Origin of the sequence: Paenibacillus sp. FSL P2-0136 (genome assembly GCF_037975325.1) — a bacterium.
Taxonomy (GTDB): domain Bacteria; phylum Bacillota; class Bacilli; order Paenibacillales; family Paenibacillaceae; genus Paenibacillus_AQ; species Paenibacillus_AQ silagei.
Map to the genome: position 1 here is coordinate 1,597,056 of NZ_CP150244.1, position 17,449 is coordinate 1,614,504.

The window sequence follows — 17,449 nt, forward strand, 5'->3', positions numbered from 1 at the left end:
TCAACAATGACATAAAAAGCAGGGTGCCGCAACTATCACAAGGAGAGCGTAAGCGCCATTTCGAATATGTAGCCGCTGCCGGGGAGAGACGCAGGACAGTCAGGCAGCATATGAGGATAAGCAGGCGTAGTGGAGGGGATTGTTCATCCTAGAGCAGCGCCTTGAAGGAATGGCGGATCACATCGCCGCGGCTGATGATGCCGACCAGCACATGGTTCCGTTCAACGGGAACCTTTTTGATTTGCTTTTTGCCGAGGATAGTGGCGATGGCTTCAATATCTTCTTCGGCATGCACGGTGATGACCTTCTTCTTGGCGATAGCCATTACGTTCAGACCCAGCAGCTTCTGCGCCCGTTCCTCGAACAGATCATTATCCCCGACGAACACATTAATCTGGAAAAAAGAATCCACAATCAGATCCTCATGCCTGCCGATATAGCGCATAATATCCCCGTCGCTGAGGTAGGCGACAATCTCATTCCGGTCATTCACGACAGGCATACCGCTGATCCGGTGGGCAATACATTTCTCAATAAAAGTCCGTACGGTGTCCTCCTGCTTAACCTTATACACCTGACGGACCATGAATTCATGGGCTTTCATACCGGTTCCCCCTGAAAATTAGCTTTTGCAGAAATAAGTTGTATCATGAAAGTATATACTTGTATTATACAAGTGGAAAGAGTAAAGTCAATGAATAAAAGAGAAGAGGGGCAATCGGCATGGACAAACATTCAATTGAGACAATAGAGCTGGAAATGGCGGTTCTGTTCCGCCGTCTCACTTCAATTACCACGTTCAAAAAAATCGGCAATCTGGATCGTGCGGCTTACCTGCTGCTGCATCACATTGCCTCTCGTGAAGGAACTGCCGGGATAAAGGCAATCTCCGATGAGTTTCAGTTGGATATTTCTACGGTCAGCCGGCAGGCTGCCTCACTGGAGAGTAAGGGGTACATCACCCGGGTGCCGGACCCTGTGGACGGGCGGGCTTATTCGCTGCAGATTACGGAGACGGGCCAAGCAAGTCTGGAGGAGAACCGGCAGGTCCGGCAGGAGATGATCGAACAACTGCTAAAGGGCTGGTCAGAGGAGGAGGGACAGCTGTTCGGGGAGCTGCTGCGGAAGTTCAATGCAACTTTTCTGGTAGAGGGCTGATGGGTCGCTGTAGGTAACAGAAACCGCTTAATGGGCTGAAGGGGGCTATAGGCTAGAGGAACCGGACCAAGGAGAGTCGGGTAGGTGCCCGGCCCCGGAAGTATTCTATTGTATTTTGTGCAGTCAGATGAAGCGAAAAGGCTCTATTTCAGCGATCGATTGTACTTCGTACATTAGATTTTTGCGATACAGCCTGAACCGGGCGGATTTGCAGAATTCTATTGCAGTAAATACAGCAGAATGTGTTTTTAAAGGCTTTTACACGGATTCTGCTGTATAAAATACAATCACCTGCTTCATTCCCGCCCTGGGTTCGTATAGGCATCAGGCAAACTCAGGCAAATCCAGGATTCCCGCTCATCCCCACCCACAGCGGGGATTGCTCCAGACAAGCAGCGAGCTGGAGCAGCAGGTCCTCGCGCCCTTTGGAGGCCATGACCTGGACGCCGATCGGCATTCCTTCGGCCGTAAGATGCACCGGCACGCTCATGGCGGGCTGGCCGGTCAGGTTGGCAAGCTGGGTGAAGGGCGTGTACGTCAGGCTCGGCTCGAACATCTCGTAGATCATCCGCCGCTGCGCGTCCTTCGGCAGCCCGCTGATCTGCATCAGCTTCTCTGTCTCCGCCATGGTCTGGGTCAGCTCTCCGACCTTCGGAGCGGAGTCTGCATTAGCCGGAGTAATATACAGATCGAAGCGGTCCATCAGCGCAGCCATTTGCGCAGCGGCTACATCCCATTCGTGCAGACTGTGTACGAACTCTGCCGCCGAGACCTGCTTCCCGGCTTCGGCCAGCACCCAGGTGACAATATCCACTTCCTCTGCCTTAATTGCACGGCCCATGGCGCTCTCAAGCGACAGGAACATGGCGGATACTTCTCCGGCGTTCATCGTATAGTAGTTGTCCATCAGCCGCACCCCGTTGACCGGGCTCAGCTTCTCTTCCACCTCATAGCCCTCGGACTCCAGCCACTTGACCGTCTTCAGCACGGCCTCTACCGCCTCAGCGGATACCGGTGTTCCCACCGGCGAAGCGGTGGTGAAGGCGATCCGCAGCTTCCGCTGCGCAGGCCTCAACAGATCGTCCAGGTAGACGCCCGGATACAGCGGCGTCTGAAAAGCTGCTTCCGGCTGCACCACCTGCAGCAGATCCAGCATCGCGGCGCTATCCCGCACAGAGCGGGTCAGCGCAAAATCAATCGACGCGCCCTGCCACTGGCGGCCGATTCCCGGGCCGACCGGCGTACGCCCGCGCGTCGGCTTCAGCCCGAACAGGCCGGTGAACGAGGCCGGTATGCGGATGGAGCCGCCGCCGTCACTGGCTCCGGCGGCCGGGACGATCCCGGCGGCAACCGCTGCCGCCGCACCGCCGCTGGAGCCGCCGGGTGAACAGGCGGGGTTCCAGGGATTGCGGGCCGGGCCGTGAAGGAGGGGCTCGGTGATGTTTTTCAGCCCGAATTCCGGCGTATTCGTATGGCCCAACGGAATGAAGCCGCCACGCCGGATACGGGCCACATAGTTAGAGTCCCTTTTCGCTACATTGTCCTTCATCAGCAGAGCGCCCGAGGTCAGCGGTTCGCCGCCAATCGCCTGGGAGATATCCTTCAGCAGGAAGGGGACGCCGGCGAACGGACGGGGGGTATCCCCGGAATCAAGGGGCATCCCCGCAGCCTCCTTCAGCGCGGCCTCCCGGCGGGTGCGCACCACCGCATTCAGCAGCGGATTCACCTCATCCATCCGGGCATAGGCGGCTTCCACAAGCTCACTTGCAGAGACCTCCCGTGCCTTCACTAGGGCGGCAAGCCCCAGCGCATCATAACCGGAATAAGCAGACAACGACATAGGTATAACCTCTTTCTGGCAGGAACAGGCAGGCTACATAGTGGTCAGGCTATAGCTGCAGTCTCGCGCATAGTGTATTGCGTTATAAGGAGGGCAGAGACTTTTCAAGTACGCTCATCTGTAAGATATTGCTTCACTGGAGGCGGCGTATACTCTGCGAACTGCTGCAGAATGCCCTCCGGCGTGGTAGCGTTCAGCATGATGGAATGATGCTTCTCCTGCATGAATTGTTCCCGGGCCATGTTGCTGAACAGGGCAATCAGCGGATCATAATAATGATTCACATTAAGCAGTCCGCAGGGCTTCTGATGCAGGCCGAGCTGCGCCCAGGTGAAGATCTCGAAATACTCTTCCATCGTGCCCGGGCCGCCCGGCATAGCAATGAATCCGTCCGCCAGCTCAGACATCTTAAGCTTCCGCTCGTGCATAGAGTCTACCATAATCAGCTCTGTCAGACGGGTGTGCTCGATTTCTCTTTGCTTCAGAAAATGCGGCAGCACCCCGATCACGCGGCCTCCCGCCTGCATCACGCTATCTGCAATAGCGCCCATCAACCCTACAGTAGCTCCGCCATAGATCAGCGTAATGTTACGTGCGGCAAGCTCCTTGCCGAGTAGAATAGCGGATTCCTTGTATACGGGCGAAGCCCCTTCACTGGAACCGCAGAACACTGCGATACTCTTCATAAGCTGCTGACTCTCCTTTGTCTTAAGATAATTTGTAATGTGCTTTGAAGAACGGTTGTTTCCTCTACCTAATGTATCACGGATTCAGGTGCATGTAACATTTTTCTCGCTGCCGGAGCAGGCGGTTTAATTGCGGTGGTGCTCTGCATTGACAACCTTTTGCGGAGCGGCTATACTTTCTGTAATCTTATAGTTGGTATACGTTGAACGAGCCAGTAGCAGCCTTGTCCCTGTTCCCAGAGAGCCGGGGGTCGATGGAACCCGGTACACACAAGCGGACTGCGAATTACGCCTCGGGAGTATCTTGGGTAATGCCAAGCGGAGCTAAGCGAACGATAACTCGCCTGAGAGTGGTATGGACCTGCGTGCAGCATCAGGTCTGTGCAATTTGGGTGGTAACACGGTTAATGATAATCGTCCCTGTGTCTGAATAGACAAGGGGCGATTTTTTTGTTGTCTGTGCGGTTTGCTGGCTGGGTGCGTGGCGGGCTTAAGCTTCTGAGGCTGCTGCGGTAGGGCTGCTGTTTTTTTGACGGATACCAAGGGATATAGAACAATCACTTACACAAAAGGGGCTGTACATGTTGAACATTATCGACGAGCTATTGTGGCGCGATGCCATTAACCAGCAGACAGATGCGGACGGACTGCGTGAATTGACGGAGAGTAAGGCGGTATCGCTGTATTGCGGCGTGGACCCGACGGGCAACAGTATGCATATCGGCCACCTGATTCCATTCATGATGCTGCGGCGCTTCCAGCTGGCCGGTCACCGTCCGGTGATTCTGATCGGGGGAGCTACGGGAACGATCGGCGATCCGAGCGGACGCCAGAGTGAGCGCTCTTTGCAGACGATGGAGCAGGTGCAGGAGAATGTGGATGCGCTGACGGCCCAGATGAAGAAGCTGTTCATTACTGATGGCGACAATCAGGTGCGGATGGTGAACAACTACGACTGGACCAAGGATATGAACGTCATTGATTTCCTGCGTGATTTCGGCAAAAACTTCAGCATCAACACGATGCTCGCCAAGGATGTAGTCGCCAGCCGTCTGGACAGCGGCATCTCGTTCACGGAGTTCGCTTACCAGATTCTGCAGTCCATTGACTACCTGCATCTGTACCAGAACGAGGATGTGCAGCTCCAGATCGGCGGCTCGGATCAATGGGGGAATATTACGAGCGGCCTCGATCTGATCCGTAAAAAAGAAGGGAATGAAGCCAAAGCCTTCGGCCTGACCATTCCGCTCATGCTGAAGGCTGACGGTACGAAGTTCGGTAAAACCGCCGGCGGCGCCATCTGGCTCGACCCGAAGCAGACTACCCCTTACGAGTTCTACCAGTTCTGGGCGAACACCGATGACCGTGATGTGGTTAAATACCTGAAGTACTTCACCTTCCTGAGCAAGGAAGAGATTGAGGCGCTTGAGGAGAAGGTAGCCACTGAGCCGCATAAACGCGAAGCGCAAAAAGCGCTGGCCGAGGAAATGACCCGCTTCGTGCACAGCGAGGAGCTGCTGGAGCAGGCCAAACGTATCAGCGCGGCACTGTTCAGCGGCGATATCCGCTCCCTGACTGCGGACGAGATCGAGGAAGGCTTCAAGGAAATGCCGACCTTCACAGCGGGCACTGAGACCAAGAACATTGTAGACTGGCTGGTGGACCTGGGGGTTGAGCCATCCAAGCGCCAGGCGCGTGAGGATATCACCAAAGGCGCAATCTCGATCAACGGGGAGCGTGTGAATGAGCTGGAGACGGAGATTACAGCTGCAGATGCCATCGGCGGCAAGTTCATCATCGTCCGCAAGGGCAAGAAGAATTATAGCCTGGTGAAGCTGGTCTAAGCGCAAGCTGCCGGGCGATGGTTTGCGGAAGGCGAGTATAGCGGGCCGGATGTTGAGCCAGATCTGGAGCGGTGTTAGGCTGGAACGAGGCTGAGGGTCAACTGGAACGAGGTTGATGGTGGCTAGGGTGAGGTAGATTAGCTAGGGTGAGACAGAGATGAGTGAGGTTTGGCTAGATGAGCTAGGATGAGCCAGAAGAGTTAGGTTTGGCTAGATGAGGTAGAGTAAGATAGATGAGTTAGGTTGAGCTAGATGAGCTAAAGTAAGACAGATGACTTAGGTTGAGCTAGAGTGAGAATGGTGTGAAGTAACTGAGTGATTGGGCTATCCCACTGTCAGCAGTGACAGGGATAGCCTTTTTTGGTGGTCGCGGAAGGTGAGACGGTCTCCCGCCTTCCTCCCCTAATCACCGTAGGCCGGAAGCGTGGCTGCGTCGTGAAATCACAGGGATAAATCCATCTGATTTTTGCTGGATGTAAGCTAAATGAGGAAATCAAGTGTATAAGTGGACTCCTGTCAAGAAAGTAGACAGCAACTACATCGTTGTTCGCTTAAATGTGGCTGCAAACTGAACCGGAGAAACGTAACCGAGCGCCCCATGGATTCGTTTGCGGTTGTAGAAAAATTCAATGTACTGGAAAATGGCATCATACGCCTGTTGCTTCGTTTTAAATCGATTCCAGTACACCAACTCTTTTTTTAAGAGGCTGTGAAAAGATTCGATACAGGCGTTATCATAACAGTTCCCTTTGCGGCTCATGCTTGCCGTCATCTGGTACGTCTTTAGGCGTTCCCGGTAGTCTTCCGAGGCGTACTGGGAGCCTCGATCCGAATGGTGAATTAAGCCCTTCCCGGGGCGTTTGGCCTTGTAGGCAGCGTCCAGAGCGCCTTGTACGAGGTCAGTGGTCATCCGGTCGCTAAGCCGCCAGCCGACAATCTCCCGGGTACACAGGTCCAGCACACTCGCCAAGTACATTCGTCCTTCCCGGCAGGGAATGTAGGTGATATCCGCCACCCACGTCTGGTTCGGCTTTTCCGTGTGAAATTGCTGGTTTAACAGGTTGGGGGCAATGGGTAACGGATGGTTGGAGTCGGTGGTGCATACGCGAAATCTCTTTGCGACACAAGAGCGCAGACCCAGTTCTTTCATGTACTTGCCTACCGTGCGTTCACTGACCTGGTGCCCTTCACGCTCTAGGAGAACCTTGATTTTGGGGCTGCCATAGCGACCCTTAGAGTCATGAAAATGATAGGCAATCCGCTTCAGCAACAAGGTTTTGCGGCTGGCTTGAGGGCTGGGCTTTGCTGTTCTCCATTTGTAGTACCCGCTCCGGGACACCTGAAAGACATTGCACATCTTCTCCACGCGGAACTCGGAGCGATGATCTTCAATAAACTGAAATCTCAGTTCTTTGGATTGCTGAAGATGTGCACGGCTTTTTTTAGGATTGCCATCTCCTCTGTCAGCTCTGCGAGTTGTTGCTCCCGCTCCTTCAGTTGACGTTCCAGCTCTCTGTATTTGTCTGGAGTCACGATGGGCTCATTCTCAAACTGCCGGTACTGTCCTAGCCATTTATGCAACGTTTTGGCGGGGACATCCAGTTCCAGGGCCAGTTCCGCCACCGTTTTCGTCTGCTCCTGGATGTACTTTACGGTCTGTCTTTTGTATTCTTCATTGTAGCTTCTCCGTGTTCCACTCATGGGGACACCTCCTCGTTAAGCTTATTATCTCTATTCTCTTAACGGGTGTCCACGGTTAACACTAACAGCAAAATCCCTCTAATCTTGCTGGAAGTGGGCTGAATGAGGAAATCAAGTGTATAAATCCCTCTAATCTTGCTAGAAGTGGGCTGAATGAGGAAATCAAGTGTATAAATCCCTCTAATCTTGCTAGAAGTAGGCTGAGTGAGGAAATCAAGTGTATAAATCCCTCTAATAGCTGCCGGGTGGGAAGAGGGAGGCCGATGAGGAGCACAAGTGCACCCGAATTCGGCGCAAGCGGCCGAAATGAGCAAATCAGGTGCATTAGTGCACCCGAATTCGGCGCAAACGGCTGAAACGAGCAAATCAGGTGCATTAGTGCACCCGAATTCGGCGCAAACGGCCGAAACGAGCAAATCAGGAGCACAAGTGCACCCGAATTCGGCGCAAACGGCCGAAATGAGCAAATCAGGAGCACAAATGCACCTGAATTCAGCCGAAGAGGCCGAAAGGAGCAAATGAGGTGCATTAGTGCACCTCACCCGTCCAGCCCGCCCTCACCCGTCCAGCGCGCCATCTGACGGGAGAGCCAGGCTTTAAAACAAATAGAAAATAATGCCTTTACCAGCAGCGACAGTCTGGCTGTAGAACCGCTGGATCTCGGTGAAGAACTGGAGCAGATAGGCAAAGAACGCATCCGCGTCATCGTCAGACACCGTATCAGGGTCCAGCGGGTAGACCTCCTCCTCGGCCATGGTCCGGAAATCATAACGCAAGCGCAGCTGAGCTTCATCCAGCCGGGAAATAGCGTCAAGCGCTTCGGCCACTTGTCCGGCACGCAGGCAGAATGCCCCGTATGCCCCGAACTCAATACCCTGGTCTGAATGCAGCGGAACCACATATCCAAGCGGCGCAGGCCCATCCGATATATCACCGCAGAGCAGGTAGTGAATCGCCTCCCAGGTACGGTCGATATCCAGTCCCGGGTACTTGTCTATGTTCAAGCTCGCCAGCGGGGTGCTGCCTGCGGCAATTTGCTGCACCAGTTCATCTTCCATTGCAAAGTAATATCCGCGTATAGCCATTGTATCAGCCTTCCTTCCGTGGTGGGGATAGAGTAGTTGTACTTAATCCTCAAGCAGCGCAAGCTTGTCTTCGAGTTCAGCAATCTTAAGCCGGATAGCTTCTGCCCGGGGCTCGTCCTGCGCTTTCACCGCGACTGCTAATTCATCGGCAGCTATGCTGATCTGATATTCCAGATACGTGTAGTCGGATGCGGCGGCAGGGTGGGTGGAGCGTTGGGAATAGGTCATATGCCGAGGCCTCTTTTCTGTGATCTGTGATATATTCATGATACAGGGTTTGCAGGAACGGCTCAACCTTGTTACATGGGAACCCGGCACAGGCTGCGACATTGTTCACAGACAATGAACCCGGTTCTGGCTTTACCATGAGTAGTATTGAAAATTATAACTTAATTTTTCAGTAACAGTATGCGGGAGAAAATTCCGCAAAGGAAGGTTTGGTATACATAATGATTGCTGTATCTTTTAACACCTTGGACGAGGCCAGGCACCATCTGGAGGAGCTGGATGTGAACCGTGGGCTGGTGCTGTTCGCTGCGGCTGCGGCTGTCCGGGAATTATCCCGTCATGCGCCTTCGCGGGCAGTATTGTGCTCAACCAAGGGGGAATATACTCCGCAGGGCTACCGCAGCGGCGTAATTACTGGTTTTGAATACGAAGCCGGTATAGCGGATATTGTGGGCATTCTGCACCCTCCCGTGCTTAGCGCAAGTACGCTGGAGATTGCTTACCGCAAGGTCCGGGGCAATCCGAATGCTTTTCTGATGCTGCTCTGTGACGGCACAGGCGGGATGGAAGAGATGCTGCTCTCCTCGCTGCATTTTATGGACCCCCAATTCAAGGTGATTGGCGGCAGTGCAGCTGACGATGAGCGCGGCGAGACTTACCTCTATATAGGAACCCGCCGGGTGCGGAACCTGGGGATTTATTTCAATATGCCTGACCGCACCGCCCTGATCAAAGAGAATATATATGTCCCGGCCGGAAAGACGCTGCTGGTGACAGAAGCCGATGTGTTCGGCAGAAGGGTGTTTTCCTTCAACGGGCAGCCTGCAGCCGGGGAATACGCGCGTGTCCTGGGCGTGCCGGAGAAGGAGCTGGCAGAGCATTTTCTGAGCAGCCCGCTGGGCAAAAGATACGAGGATGATCTGATCATAGCCTCCCCGAAGGCGGTTCATCCGGATGGCTCTGTCACATTTTACAGTCAGATTATGTCTAGTACTTATGTGGAGCTGCTGAGTTCAGCCGATCCGCTGGCAGTGCTGGAGGAGACGCTGGGCGGCAGTCCGTTCAAGCCTTCGTTTGTCCTCAATATTAACTGTACGCTGCGGGACCAGCTGTTTACACGGGACGGTCTTTGGGGAGCTTTTGACGAGAGGATGCTTGGGTTCTGCGGCAACACTACAGGCTTCATCAGCTATGGAGAGCAATATTATACTAAGCATGCCAATCAGACTATGATTCTGCTGCTGGTTGAATAAGGGAGAGTTGAAATCGGATGGAGTGGTTAAGCAAACTGCGCACAGCTTGGGGGAGAACCCCCTCTGCTGAAGGCGTTCAAAGTCAGAGTAATACAAGCGGGTTAGCGGAGAGAGCCATGGCAGAGCGTGTGATCGCAGCTAAGGATACGGTTGCATTAACAGAAACGGTTATAGCAGAGGGAAAAGCCGCAGTAGAGGAAGCAGGCACTAACGCACATGTACCTCACAGCGGTAACGATAGCGTAGAACCGTCTGCACATGCTTCAGGCACGGTGTCTTATGGGGAACATGCATATGCCCTGGCGGAGCAGATCCGCCTTGAGACTGGAGCTATCCTGAAGGAAGAGGCCCAACTGGTGGAGGACTTCGAGGCCTTGCGGGCAGGCGGCGGGGAGATGATCGGCCAAATCGCCGGGACTCAGCAGCTCCTGGAGCATTTGAAGACCAACAACGGACAGACTGAAGATCTGATTAATGAAATGTATGGCAGCTTGTCCTACTCATCCAACAAAATCGAATTTGCCAAGGAAGCCAATATCCAGATCTCTGCGGAAATGCAGAAGGCCTCGGAGGTATTTACTGAGTTCGTTGCTTTGAACGAGGATCTGCGGGAGCATTTCCACAGCATTGAGCAGCTGGCCAAGATCATCACGGATATTGCCGAGCAGACGAATCTGCTCTCGCTGAATGCGGCGATTGAGGCGGCGCGGGCTGGTGAGCATGGACGCGGCTTCGCCGTTGTCTCCACGGAGATCCGCAAGCTTGCTGACAGCACCCGCAGCCATGTGAAGGAGATCATGGGTTCACTCTCAGGAATGACCCGCGTCATGGAGCAGATCCACAGCAAGTCCGGGGATGGAATGCTCGCGATGAACGAGACCACGGCGAAGATCGGTGAGTCCACCGTATATATGAATGAAATCGTAGTCGCGGAGGAGCAGGTCTTCGAGCATCTGGAGGCAATCCAGGAGTCCCAGGAGAGCAGCATGGAGGATGTAGAGCAGATCAACAGCGACCTGCTGCGCATTTTGGAAAAATCGGGCCAGGACACAGACCAGTTCCGTAAGCTGGTTCTTACCGTCCAGAAGAAGGCCGACCATTACCAGCAGCTGCTGAATCATCTGCATCAGATCGGGCTGCTCCAGCAGGCGGAAGAAGCAGAGAAGACTAACGTATAAGCAGATATGGTAAAAGGAAAACACCCGGCGGCGGGAGTGAAGCTGCCGGGTGTTTTTGTGTTGTGTCCGGCATGGGCACAGGTAACACTCCTCTTGCTGGTGAAACACCGCTAAGGGGGAGGGGCCCAGCCAGCGTAAGCTTCACGCGCCTTATGACTAGACAACTCGCGTATGATGCGGGAGGGAAAGAGTTGGATAAACTCCACCTGCTGACCGGCAACGGTCCTATGCCAGGACAGCAATTGGATAAACAGCACTTAAATGAACCCGTTTCCCCCAAACTGGCCTAAACGACCATAATTAGTTGTTGTTTATCCACTTGCTTCCGGAAATTCCTTGGAAACCAGCATAGCAAGCTGCGTTTTTCCACTTGTTTGCTGGGAGGCAGCGTTCTCCGCCATCGGCAGGAGGATATTCCACTACTACAGCGAGATCAGCCTGTATTCATAAGCGCCAATGGGCAGCGGACCGGCGGGCACAGGAGTGCCGGTCAACACATCCTGCCCGCTGCGCGGCAGGGTGACGCTGCCGCCAAGGCCGTCCATGTTGACGAGCGTCCACAGCTCCCCGGCAGCGCCGCTTCTCGGGCAGAGAATGGTGCCCGGCGTGACATCACTGCGCCGGGTGACTCCGGCCCGGGCGGCATAATGCTCAATCAGCGCGCATAGCTGCTTGTCGCCCTCGCTGCCCGAGGGCAGCGAGCCAAGCATAACGATGGCTCCCCGGCCATAGGGCTGCTCGGTCAGGTAGGCCAGGTCCGGCGTCCGGCCTTCCGTGATCATGCCGATCACGGTGGCTCCGCCCGGCAGCGGCTCGAAGACGGCGCTCCATAGCGACAGCGGTGCGGAGCATCCGAAGGCCTCCCCGCTGCTGCCCGTCCCCTCCATCGGGTAGACGAAGGTAGTCTTCACTCCGGCGCAGCGCTCCAGTTCTCCCAGCGCAGCATCTGTATGCAGGGTATGCTCGGCGGTGCGGCCTCCGCTAAGCGGGCCAACGATCCAGATGCCGCCAGCCGCGGTGAAGGCGAGCGCCCGCGCCATGTATTCCGGCGACAGATAATGGACAAAGGGCGTGAACAGCAGCTTATAGCCGCTTAAATCGCCGCCTTCCGGCAGCAGGTCACGGTGAATCCCCAGATCGAGAATCCGTCTGTAAAAGTCCCCCAGCAGGGAACGGTAGTTCAGCTGCCGGTGCGGCTCCGTGGCCAGGAACGCCTTGGCCCGGTCCGAATAAGTAATCGCCACCTCGGCCTGCACCGGCCGGGTATTCAGCATGTGCGGCTCGATCTGCAGCCTGGCGGCGGAAGCCGCGCGCACATTGTCATACCCGAGCGCAGGCTGGCCCCAGGCGCTGATAATCGAGCTGTGCGTCTGCTCGCTGCCCGTGCGCTGCTGCCGCCACAGCCAATAGCAGAAGGCGCCTGCCCCCAGCGCGTAGGCGGCCACGGCTTCAGCGGTGAGATAGCCGTCCGGGTGCGGCTCGCCGTAGCTTGTAAGCGAAGCGGCATAGGCCGGGCCAGTCTCCATCAGCCAGAAATTCCGCCCGTGCTTGAAGCCGCGCCAGAGATCACAGTTCAGCAGATAAGCATGCCTGTTCGTCTGGGAGGCATAGGTATCGAACGATGCGAAATCAAGCTCCCGGAACAGCTGCTCATTGTCCAGATGAAAAGGGACATTGCTGTTGTGCGTGATCGGAGCCGCCGAATAGCGGCGGATGATCGCCGCCTGTTCCCCCGCGAACTCCGTGACCTTCTCCATCTGAAACAGCCGGTATTGGGTGACGAGCGATGAATTATGCAGAAAAGGCGTAGCCACCGGCTGCGGCACCTGATCGAACCGCTGGTAGGTGTGGCTCCACACGCCGGTTCCCCACGCTACATTCAGCTCGCCGATGCTACCGTAACGGTGCTCCAGCCACTCATGCCACAGGGAGCGGCAGGACCCGCACATGCATTCCGCCACATGTGCCTTCAACTCGTTGTCGAGCTGCCAGGCAACTAGGCCGGGGAGCTGCCCCAGCACCCGGGCCAGTTCTTCCGTAATTACCGCAGCCCGCTGCCTGAAATAAGGGTTATTCGTGCAGACATGCTGTCTGGACCCGTGGCTCATCACCGCCCCGTCTGCCCGGATGTGCAGACGCTCCGGGTGCCCGTGGGTCAGCCAGACCGGCGGGGTCGCGGTCGGCGTACACATGACCGTATCGATGCCATGGGCATGGAGCTGCCGGATATGCTCAGCGAACGGCCGGACATCGATGGAGTCTTCCTCCGGCTCCAGCAGCGACCAGATGAACTCGCCCATGCGTACCAGATTAATCCCGGTCTCCTGCATGAGCTGAAGATCCTGCTGCCGTTCAGCCTCCCCCCACAGCTCGGGGTACCATGCGGCGCCGTAATATAGCTTTTGCTGCATTCTTATAACCTCCTGGAAAAAGCCCACACGGGCTCTGTATGATCTTATCTTTCTATTCCCCATCCCTAAGCTATATAGTTTGAACTTGAAAACATAAATTTTGGGAGGAGTGGCGGAAGGGAATTTTGGAGCTGCATTAGCGGTAGCGACCGCCTGAAAGCTTTCCGCAGGAAAGCTCGCTATCTACAGCATCAGCTGGCTGCGGATTTCAACCGCGAACAGCGGTCTAATCAAAGAAATCTGCAGACAACAGCGGCCGGAAGCCCAAAAGTTCTCTGGAGTCACGACTCTCCCAAAAATGAAATTATCATTTCAATCTATATAGTGTCCGCCCCCCACATGCAATAGTAAAGTTTTGCCGGTTTTGGACTTTATTGCGGAAGCGGCGCAGAAGGCGTTCAAAGCGCTGTCCAAAAAGTCCGATTGCCGGAAAAACACCCGCCAACCATAATAGAAAGCGCAGCCACGGCAATGTAGTGAAGTGTAGTAGCGGAGGCTGCTTATCCATACGGAGGTGAATGTCAATGAAGCAAGGAGCGGCATTGGGGGCAGCAGAGGTAAGCGCAGGTACAAGCTTCCGCCGCAGCAGGCGCGAGCAGCGCTTCAGACGTCTGAAGCGGGACAAATGGCTTTACATTCTGCTCAGCCCCGGACTCCTGTATTTCCTGCTGTTCAAATATGTGCCGATGTGGGGAGTGCTGCTCGCCTTTAAGGATTATCAGCCTTTTCTGGGCTTTTGGAAGAGCGGCTGGGTCGGCCTGGAGCATTTCCGCACGTTTTTTCAGAACCCTGATTTCTTCATGCTGCTGCGCAATACGCTGGTGCTGTCGCTGTATAATCTGGTGTTCTTTTTCCCGGCACCGATTATTCTGGCGCTGCTGCTCAATGAGATCCGGCTCTCCTTCTATAAAAGGACGATACAGACGCTGATCTATGTGCCCCACTTCATCTCCATGGTCATCGTCGCCAGTATCTCCTACGTGTTCCTTACGACACAGGGCGGCGCAGTCAACGAATTCCTCTTCACGTTCACCGGGCGCAAGATCGATTTCCTCGCCAGTCCCGACTGGTTCCGCCCGATGATTATTCTGCAGACCATCTGGAAGGAGTGCGGCTGGGGGACGATTATTTTTCTCGCTGCTCTGGCCGGTGTCGATGTGGAGCAATATGAAGCAGCCGTGGTGGACGGGGCCAGCCGCTGGCGTCAGACCTGGCATATTACGCTGCCCGCGATCCGCAGTACGATTGTCATTCTGCTGATTCTGCGGATGGGCACGATTCTGGATAACGGCTTCGAGCAGATCTATCTGATGATGAATGCGCTGAACCGTGAGGTGGCGGAGGTCTTTGATACTTATGTGTATGCGCTGGGGATTACCCAGGGAGCGTTCAGCTACAGCACCGCCGTCGGCTTGTTCAAATCGGTCATCGGGGTCGTGCTGGTGCTCGGCACCAACTGGCTCGCCAAGAAGTCGGGCGAATCCGGATTATATTGAAAAGGAGGCATTATGTGTGGCTAAACGTTACCGCAGCGCCGGAGAGATCACCTTTGACGTCTTTAATTACGTGGTGCTGGGCATCATCGGGATCGCAGCCATCCTGCCGTTCCTGTTTGTAGTCGCCGGTTCCTTCGCCACCGAGGCGGAAATTACGAAGCGCGCTGTCTTTTTGATTCCGACGACGATCTCGCTGGACGCCTACCGGTTTATTTTCTCCACAGATACCATTGTCCGGAGCATCGGGGTGTCGCTGTACGTGACAGTGATCGGGACGGCAGTCAATTTGTTCTTCACGGTTACCATGGCGTATCCGATGGCGAAACGGTACCTGATGGGCCGCAATCTGATCCTCAATCTGGTCATCTTCACCATGCTGTTCGGGGGCGGGATGATTCCCACCTATCTGGTGATCCGCGAGCTGCATCTGCTCGATACGCTGAATGCCTTGATTCTTCCGGGGGCGATCAGCGCCTTCAATCTGATTATTGTGAAGAACTTCTTCCAGGAGCTTCCGGCCGAGATGGAGGAGGCGGCACGCATCGACGGCTGTACGGAGCTGGGGCTGCTGTGGAGGATTGTGCTCCCGCTGTCGAAGCCGGTGCTGGCGACGTTCACCCTCTTTTATGCGGTCGGACACTGGAATAACTTCTTCTCGGCGCTGCTCTATATTAATGATCCATCCAAGTGGCCGCTCCAGGTGATGCTGCGTCAGATCGTCATGCTGTCCCAGTCGGCAGCGGGGGATCTCAGCTCCATGGACCCCAATTTCGTGCAGCCGCCGGAGCAGTCGATCAAAATGGCCGTCATCGTGGTCGGCACCCTGCCGATTATGTGCGTGTATCCGTTTCTGCAGAAGCATTTTGCCAAAGGGGTGATGCTGGGTTCAGTCAAAGGGTAACCGGTTAGTCAACATATAAAGGGAGGCCAAGTGATGATGAAGATGAAGCGGAGCCAAGGTTCACGGTCTGTGAAAAAAGGGTTGTTCATGCTGCTGGCTATGATTATGATTCTAAGTGTATTGTCCGGCTGCGGCGGGAATGGGGAGAATACGGGAGCAGGACAGAAGGAGACTGCCGGGGATAGCGGGAAGGCGGACGGCACCGCCAAGGCTGAGGAGCCGCTTGCGCTGACATTGATGCTGCCGATTTTCAAAACCAATTATCCGAAGGACGGCAGTCCGGTCGCCGCCAAGCTGGAGGAGCTGACGAACACCAAAATCCATTTCGAATGGGTGCCGAATGCATCCTATGCCGACAAATTTAACATTACGCTCGCTTCCGGCAAGCTGCCTGATATTATGTATGTAGGTGACGTGAAAGCGTCCAGCTTCGTCAATGCGGCCAGATCCGGCGCTTTCTGGGAGGTGGGTCCGTATCTCAAGGATTATCCGAATCTCAGCGGGGCGAAGGAGGTTATTCTGAATAACTCGGCCATCGACGGCAAGAATTACGGAATCTACAGAGGGCGGGCGCTGGGACGCAACGGTGTGGTGTTCCGCAAGGACTGGATGGAGAAGCTGGGGCTGGAGACCCCGAAGACCGTGGACGATTTCTATAATATGCTGCGAGCGTTCAAGGAGCAGGACCCGGACGGCAACGGCCAGGCGGATACGTATGGCATGGTGCTGGTCAAGTGGACCGGCCAGTGGGCCAGCGGCTTCGATACGATGAAGCTGTGGTTCGGAGCACCGAACAAGTGGGGTGTGCAGGAAGGGAAGCTTGTGCCTGAGCATGAATACCCCGGTTATTTGGAAGCGCTTAAATTCATGAAAAAGCTGTACGACGAGCAGTTGATCAACGCCGACTTCGCGGTGATGGACAGCTCTAAATGGAATGATCCGGTCGTCAACAACAAGGCCGGCGTCATTGTCGATGTGGTCGATAACGCGGCCCGGCTGGATGACAAGATTCATGCCGCTCTGCAAAAGGAAGGCAAAGACGAGCCGGAACGCCATTATATGGATGTCATCGGCGGTGTGAGCGGAGCGGACGGCGCGCTGCATACGCTTCCGACCTCGGGCTTCTCCGGCATGCTGGCGATTCCGAAGTCCTCGGTCAAAACCGAGGAGGAGCTGAAGCGGGTGCTGACCTTCCTGGACCGGCTGAATGACGAGGATCTGCAGACGATGCTGAACTATGGGATTGAAGGCGTGCATTACAAGCTGGTAGACGGATATATCGAACGCTCCAGCGATACCGTTCTGCTGGAATCGGAAGTGGAAGGCCTGAACCAGATGCTGCCGTTCATTCCTGAGGACAAGGCGAAGCAGGTGAAGCAGACGCCGCTGCGGCTGAAGCAGACTGAGGTACAGAAGACGAATGAAGCGACGATTGTGACCAATCCCGCCGAAGCGCTGATCTCGGCAGTCTATACGCAAAAGGGCTCACAGCTCGATAACGTGATCAACGATGCGCGCATCAAATTTATTGTCGGCCAGATCGATGAGGCCGGGTTGAAGTCCGCTTTTGAGGTATGGCGGAAGACTGGCGGAGATGAGCTTGTGAAGGAAATGAATGAATTGTACGCCTCAGGCGGCAAGTAAAGTCCGGTCCTGCTCCAGTCTCCG

The 17,449-nt window shown here is 55.1% G+C and carries 17 protein-coding genes; 9 read left to right on the forward strand and 8 right to left on the reverse strand.

The window, feature by feature from the left end:
• Window positions 1-148: 148 nt before the first annotated feature.
• Window positions 149-604: a CBS domain-containing protein gene (locus NYE26_RS06645; RefSeq protein WP_036696539.1), complete on the reverse strand. Its 456-nt coding sequence runs from the start codon at window positions 602-604 to the stop codon at window positions 149-151.
• A gap of 119 nt (window positions 605-723) precedes the next feature.
• Between NYE26_RS06645 and NYE26_RS06650 the strand changes: the two genes are divergently transcribed.
• Window positions 724-1,158, forward strand: coding sequence for a MarR family transcriptional regulator (locus tag NYE26_RS06650; RefSeq protein WP_339254803.1), 435 nt, complete (start codon window positions 724-726; stop codon window positions 1,156-1,158).
• Window positions 1,159-1,492: 334 nt separating this feature from the next.
• On the opposite strand, the gene NYE26_RS06655 is transcribed toward NYE26_RS06650, so the two are convergent.
• Entirely contained in the window at window positions 1,493-2,998 is a 1,506-nt protein-coding gene (locus tag NYE26_RS06655) for an amidase (RefSeq protein WP_339254805.1), read from the reverse strand.
• A gap of 104 nt (window positions 2,999-3,102) precedes the next feature.
• Window positions 3,103-3,684: a TIGR00730 family Rossman fold protein gene (locus tag NYE26_RS06660; RefSeq protein WP_036696546.1), complete on the reverse strand. Its 582-nt coding sequence runs from the start codon at window positions 3,682-3,684 to the stop codon at window positions 3,103-3,105.
• Between the two features lie 584 nt (window positions 3,685-4,268).
• On the opposite strand from NYE26_RS06660, the gene tyrS reads away from it, so the two are divergent.
• Window positions 4,269-5,528: a tyrosine--tRNA ligase gene (gene tyrS / locus NYE26_RS06665; protein ID WP_036725840.1), complete on the forward strand. Its 1,260-nt coding sequence runs from the start codon at window positions 4,269-4,271 to the stop codon at window positions 5,526-5,528.
• 535 nt (window positions 5,529-6,063) lie between these two features.
• Here the strand turns inward: tyrS and NYE26_RS06670 are convergent.
• Both NYE26_RS06670 and NYE26_RS06675 read right to left on the reverse strand, forming a co-directional pair.
• The gene (locus NYE26_RS06670; RefSeq protein WP_339257364.1) at window positions 6,064-7,047 is read right to left on the reverse strand and encodes an IS3 family transposase; all 984 of its coding nucleotides are present in this window, start codon (window positions 7,045-7,047) and stop codon (window positions 6,064-6,066) included.
• A complete protein-coding gene (locus NYE26_RS06675) occupies window positions 6,933-7,229 on the reverse strand; it encodes a transposase (protein WP_339223802.1) in 297 nt (98 codons plus the stop codon). Before NYE26_RS06675 ends, NYE26_RS06670 begins: the two co-directional genes overlap by 115 nt.
• A 306-nt stretch (window positions 7,230-7,535) precedes the next feature.
• Here NYE26_RS06675 and NYE26_RS06680 point away from each other — a divergent pair, with 306 nt between their 5' ends.
• Window positions 7,536-7,751 (forward strand): hypothetical protein, encoded by a 216-nt coding sequence (locus tag NYE26_RS06680; RefSeq protein ID WP_339254807.1) that lies wholly within the window; start codon window positions 7,536-7,538, stop codon window positions 7,749-7,751.
• A 74-nt stretch (window positions 7,752-7,825) separates the two neighbouring features.
• Here the strand turns inward: NYE26_RS06680 and NYE26_RS06685 are convergent, their stop codons facing one another.
• The gene (locus NYE26_RS06685; protein WP_339254809.1) at window positions 7,826-8,314 is read right to left on the reverse strand and encodes a YfbM family protein; all 489 of its coding nucleotides are present in this window, start codon (window positions 8,312-8,314) and stop codon (window positions 7,826-7,828) included.
• Window positions 8,315-8,356: 42 nt separating this feature from the next.
• Window positions 8,357-8,542 (reverse strand): hypothetical protein, encoded by a 186-nt coding sequence (locus NYE26_RS06690; RefSeq protein ID WP_036722636.1) that lies wholly within the window; start codon window positions 8,540-8,542, stop codon window positions 8,357-8,359.
• A gap of 221 nt (window positions 8,543-8,763) precedes the next feature.
• Here NYE26_RS06690 and NYE26_RS06695 point away from each other — a divergent pair, with 221 nt between their 5' ends.
• From NYE26_RS06695 to NYE26_RS06705, 3 genes are all read left to right on the forward strand, one after another.
• Window positions 8,764-9,795: an FIST N-terminal domain-containing protein gene (locus tag NYE26_RS06695; RefSeq protein WP_339254812.1), complete on the forward strand. Its 1,032-nt coding sequence runs from the start codon at window positions 8,764-8,766 to the stop codon at window positions 9,793-9,795.
• Window positions 9,796-9,812: 17 nt separating this feature from the next.
• A complete protein-coding gene (locus tag NYE26_RS06700; RefSeq protein ID WP_339254814.1) occupies window positions 9,813-10,973 on the forward strand; it encodes a methyl-accepting chemotaxis protein in 1,161 nt (386 codons plus the stop codon).
• Window positions 10,974-11,125: 152 nt separating this feature from the next.
• Entirely contained in the window at window positions 11,126-11,263 is a 138-nt protein-coding gene (locus NYE26_RS06705; protein WP_339254816.1) for a hypothetical protein, read from the forward strand.
• Between the two features lie 132 nt (window positions 11,264-11,395).
• Here NYE26_RS06705 and NYE26_RS06710 read toward each other — a convergent pair whose 3' ends face one another.
• Window positions 11,396-13,384, reverse strand: a complete 1,989-nt coding sequence (locus NYE26_RS06710; protein ID WP_339254818.1) for a beta-galactosidase — start codon at window positions 13,382-13,384, stop codon at window positions 11,396-11,398.
• A gap of 524 nt (window positions 13,385-13,908) precedes the next feature.
• On the opposite strand from NYE26_RS06710, the gene NYE26_RS06715 reads away from it, so the two are divergent.
• The 3 genes from NYE26_RS06715 to NYE26_RS06725 are packed head-to-tail and all read left to right on the forward strand — an operon-like array spanning window position 13,909 to window position 17,425.
• Window positions 13,909-14,880 carry a sugar ABC transporter permease gene (locus tag NYE26_RS06715; RefSeq protein ID WP_339254820.1) on the forward strand — a complete coding sequence of 324 codons (972 nt, stop codon included), beginning with the start codon at window positions 13,909-13,911 and terminating at the stop codon, window positions 14,878-14,880.
• Window positions 14,881-14,896: 16 nt separating this feature from the next.
• The gene (locus NYE26_RS06720; protein ID WP_036722627.1) at window positions 14,897-15,781 is read left to right on the forward strand and encodes a carbohydrate ABC transporter permease; all 885 of its coding nucleotides are present in this window, start codon (window positions 14,897-14,899) and stop codon (window positions 15,779-15,781) included.
• A gap of 36 nt (window positions 15,782-15,817) precedes the next feature.
• Window positions 15,818-17,425 carry an extracellular solute-binding protein gene (locus NYE26_RS06725; protein ID WP_339257366.1) on the forward strand — a complete coding sequence of 536 codons (1,608 nt, stop codon included), beginning with the start codon at window positions 15,818-15,820 and terminating at the stop codon, window positions 17,423-17,425.
• The last annotated feature ends 24 nt before the right edge of the window (window positions 17,426-17,449 follow it).

Bases quoted from the DNA above. Each gene is read 5' to 3' on its own strand.
- NYE26_RS06645 (WP_036696539.1), bottom strand. From the start codon at position 604: ATGAAAGCCCATGAATTCATGGTCCGTCAGGTGTATAAGGTTAAGCAG.
- NYE26_RS06650 (WP_339254803.1), top strand. From the start codon at position 724: ATGGACAAACATTCAATTGAGACAATAGAGCTGGAAATGGCGGTTCTG.
- NYE26_RS06655 (WP_339254805.1), bottom strand. From the start codon at position 2,998: ATGTCGTTGTCTGCTTATTCCGGTTATGATGCGCTGGGGCTTGCCGCC.
- NYE26_RS06660 (WP_036696546.1), bottom strand. From the start codon at position 3,684: ATGAAGAGTATCGCAGTGTTCTGCGGTTCCAGTGAAGGGGCTTCGCCC.
- NYE26_RS06675 (WP_339223802.1), bottom strand. From the start codon at position 7,229: ATGAGTGGAACACGGAGAAGCTACAATGAAGAATACAAAAGACAGACC.
- NYE26_RS06680 (WP_339254807.1), top strand. From the start codon at position 7,536: ATGAGCAAATCAGGTGCATTAGTGCACCCGAATTCGGCGCAAACGGCT.
- NYE26_RS06685 (WP_339254809.1), bottom strand. From the start codon at position 8,314: ATGGCTATACGCGGATATTACTTTGCAATGGAAGATGAACTGGTGCAG.
- NYE26_RS06690 (WP_036722636.1), bottom strand. From the start codon at position 8,542: ATGACCTATTCCCAACGCTCCACCCACCCTGCCGCCGCATCCGACTAC.
- NYE26_RS06695 (WP_339254812.1), top strand. From the start codon at position 8,764: ATGATTGCTGTATCTTTTAACACCTTGGACGAGGCCAGGCACCATCTG.
- NYE26_RS06700 (WP_339254814.1), top strand. From the start codon at position 9,813: ATGGAGTGGTTAAGCAAACTGCGCACAGCTTGGGGGAGAACCCCCTCT.
- NYE26_RS06705 (WP_339254816.1), top strand. From the start codon at position 11,126: ATGACTAGACAACTCGCGTATGATGCGGGAGGGAAAGAGTTGGATAAA.
- NYE26_RS06710 (WP_339254818.1), bottom strand. From the start codon at position 13,384: ATGCAGCAAAAGCTATATTACGGCGCCGCATGGTACCCCGAGCTGTGG.
- NYE26_RS06715 (WP_339254820.1), top strand. From the start codon at position 13,909: ATGAAGCAAGGAGCGGCATTGGGGGCAGCAGAGGTAAGCGCAGGTACA.
- NYE26_RS06725 (WP_339257366.1), top strand. From the start codon at position 15,818: ATGAAGATGAAGCGGAGCCAAGGTTCACGGTCTGTGAAAAAAGGGTTG.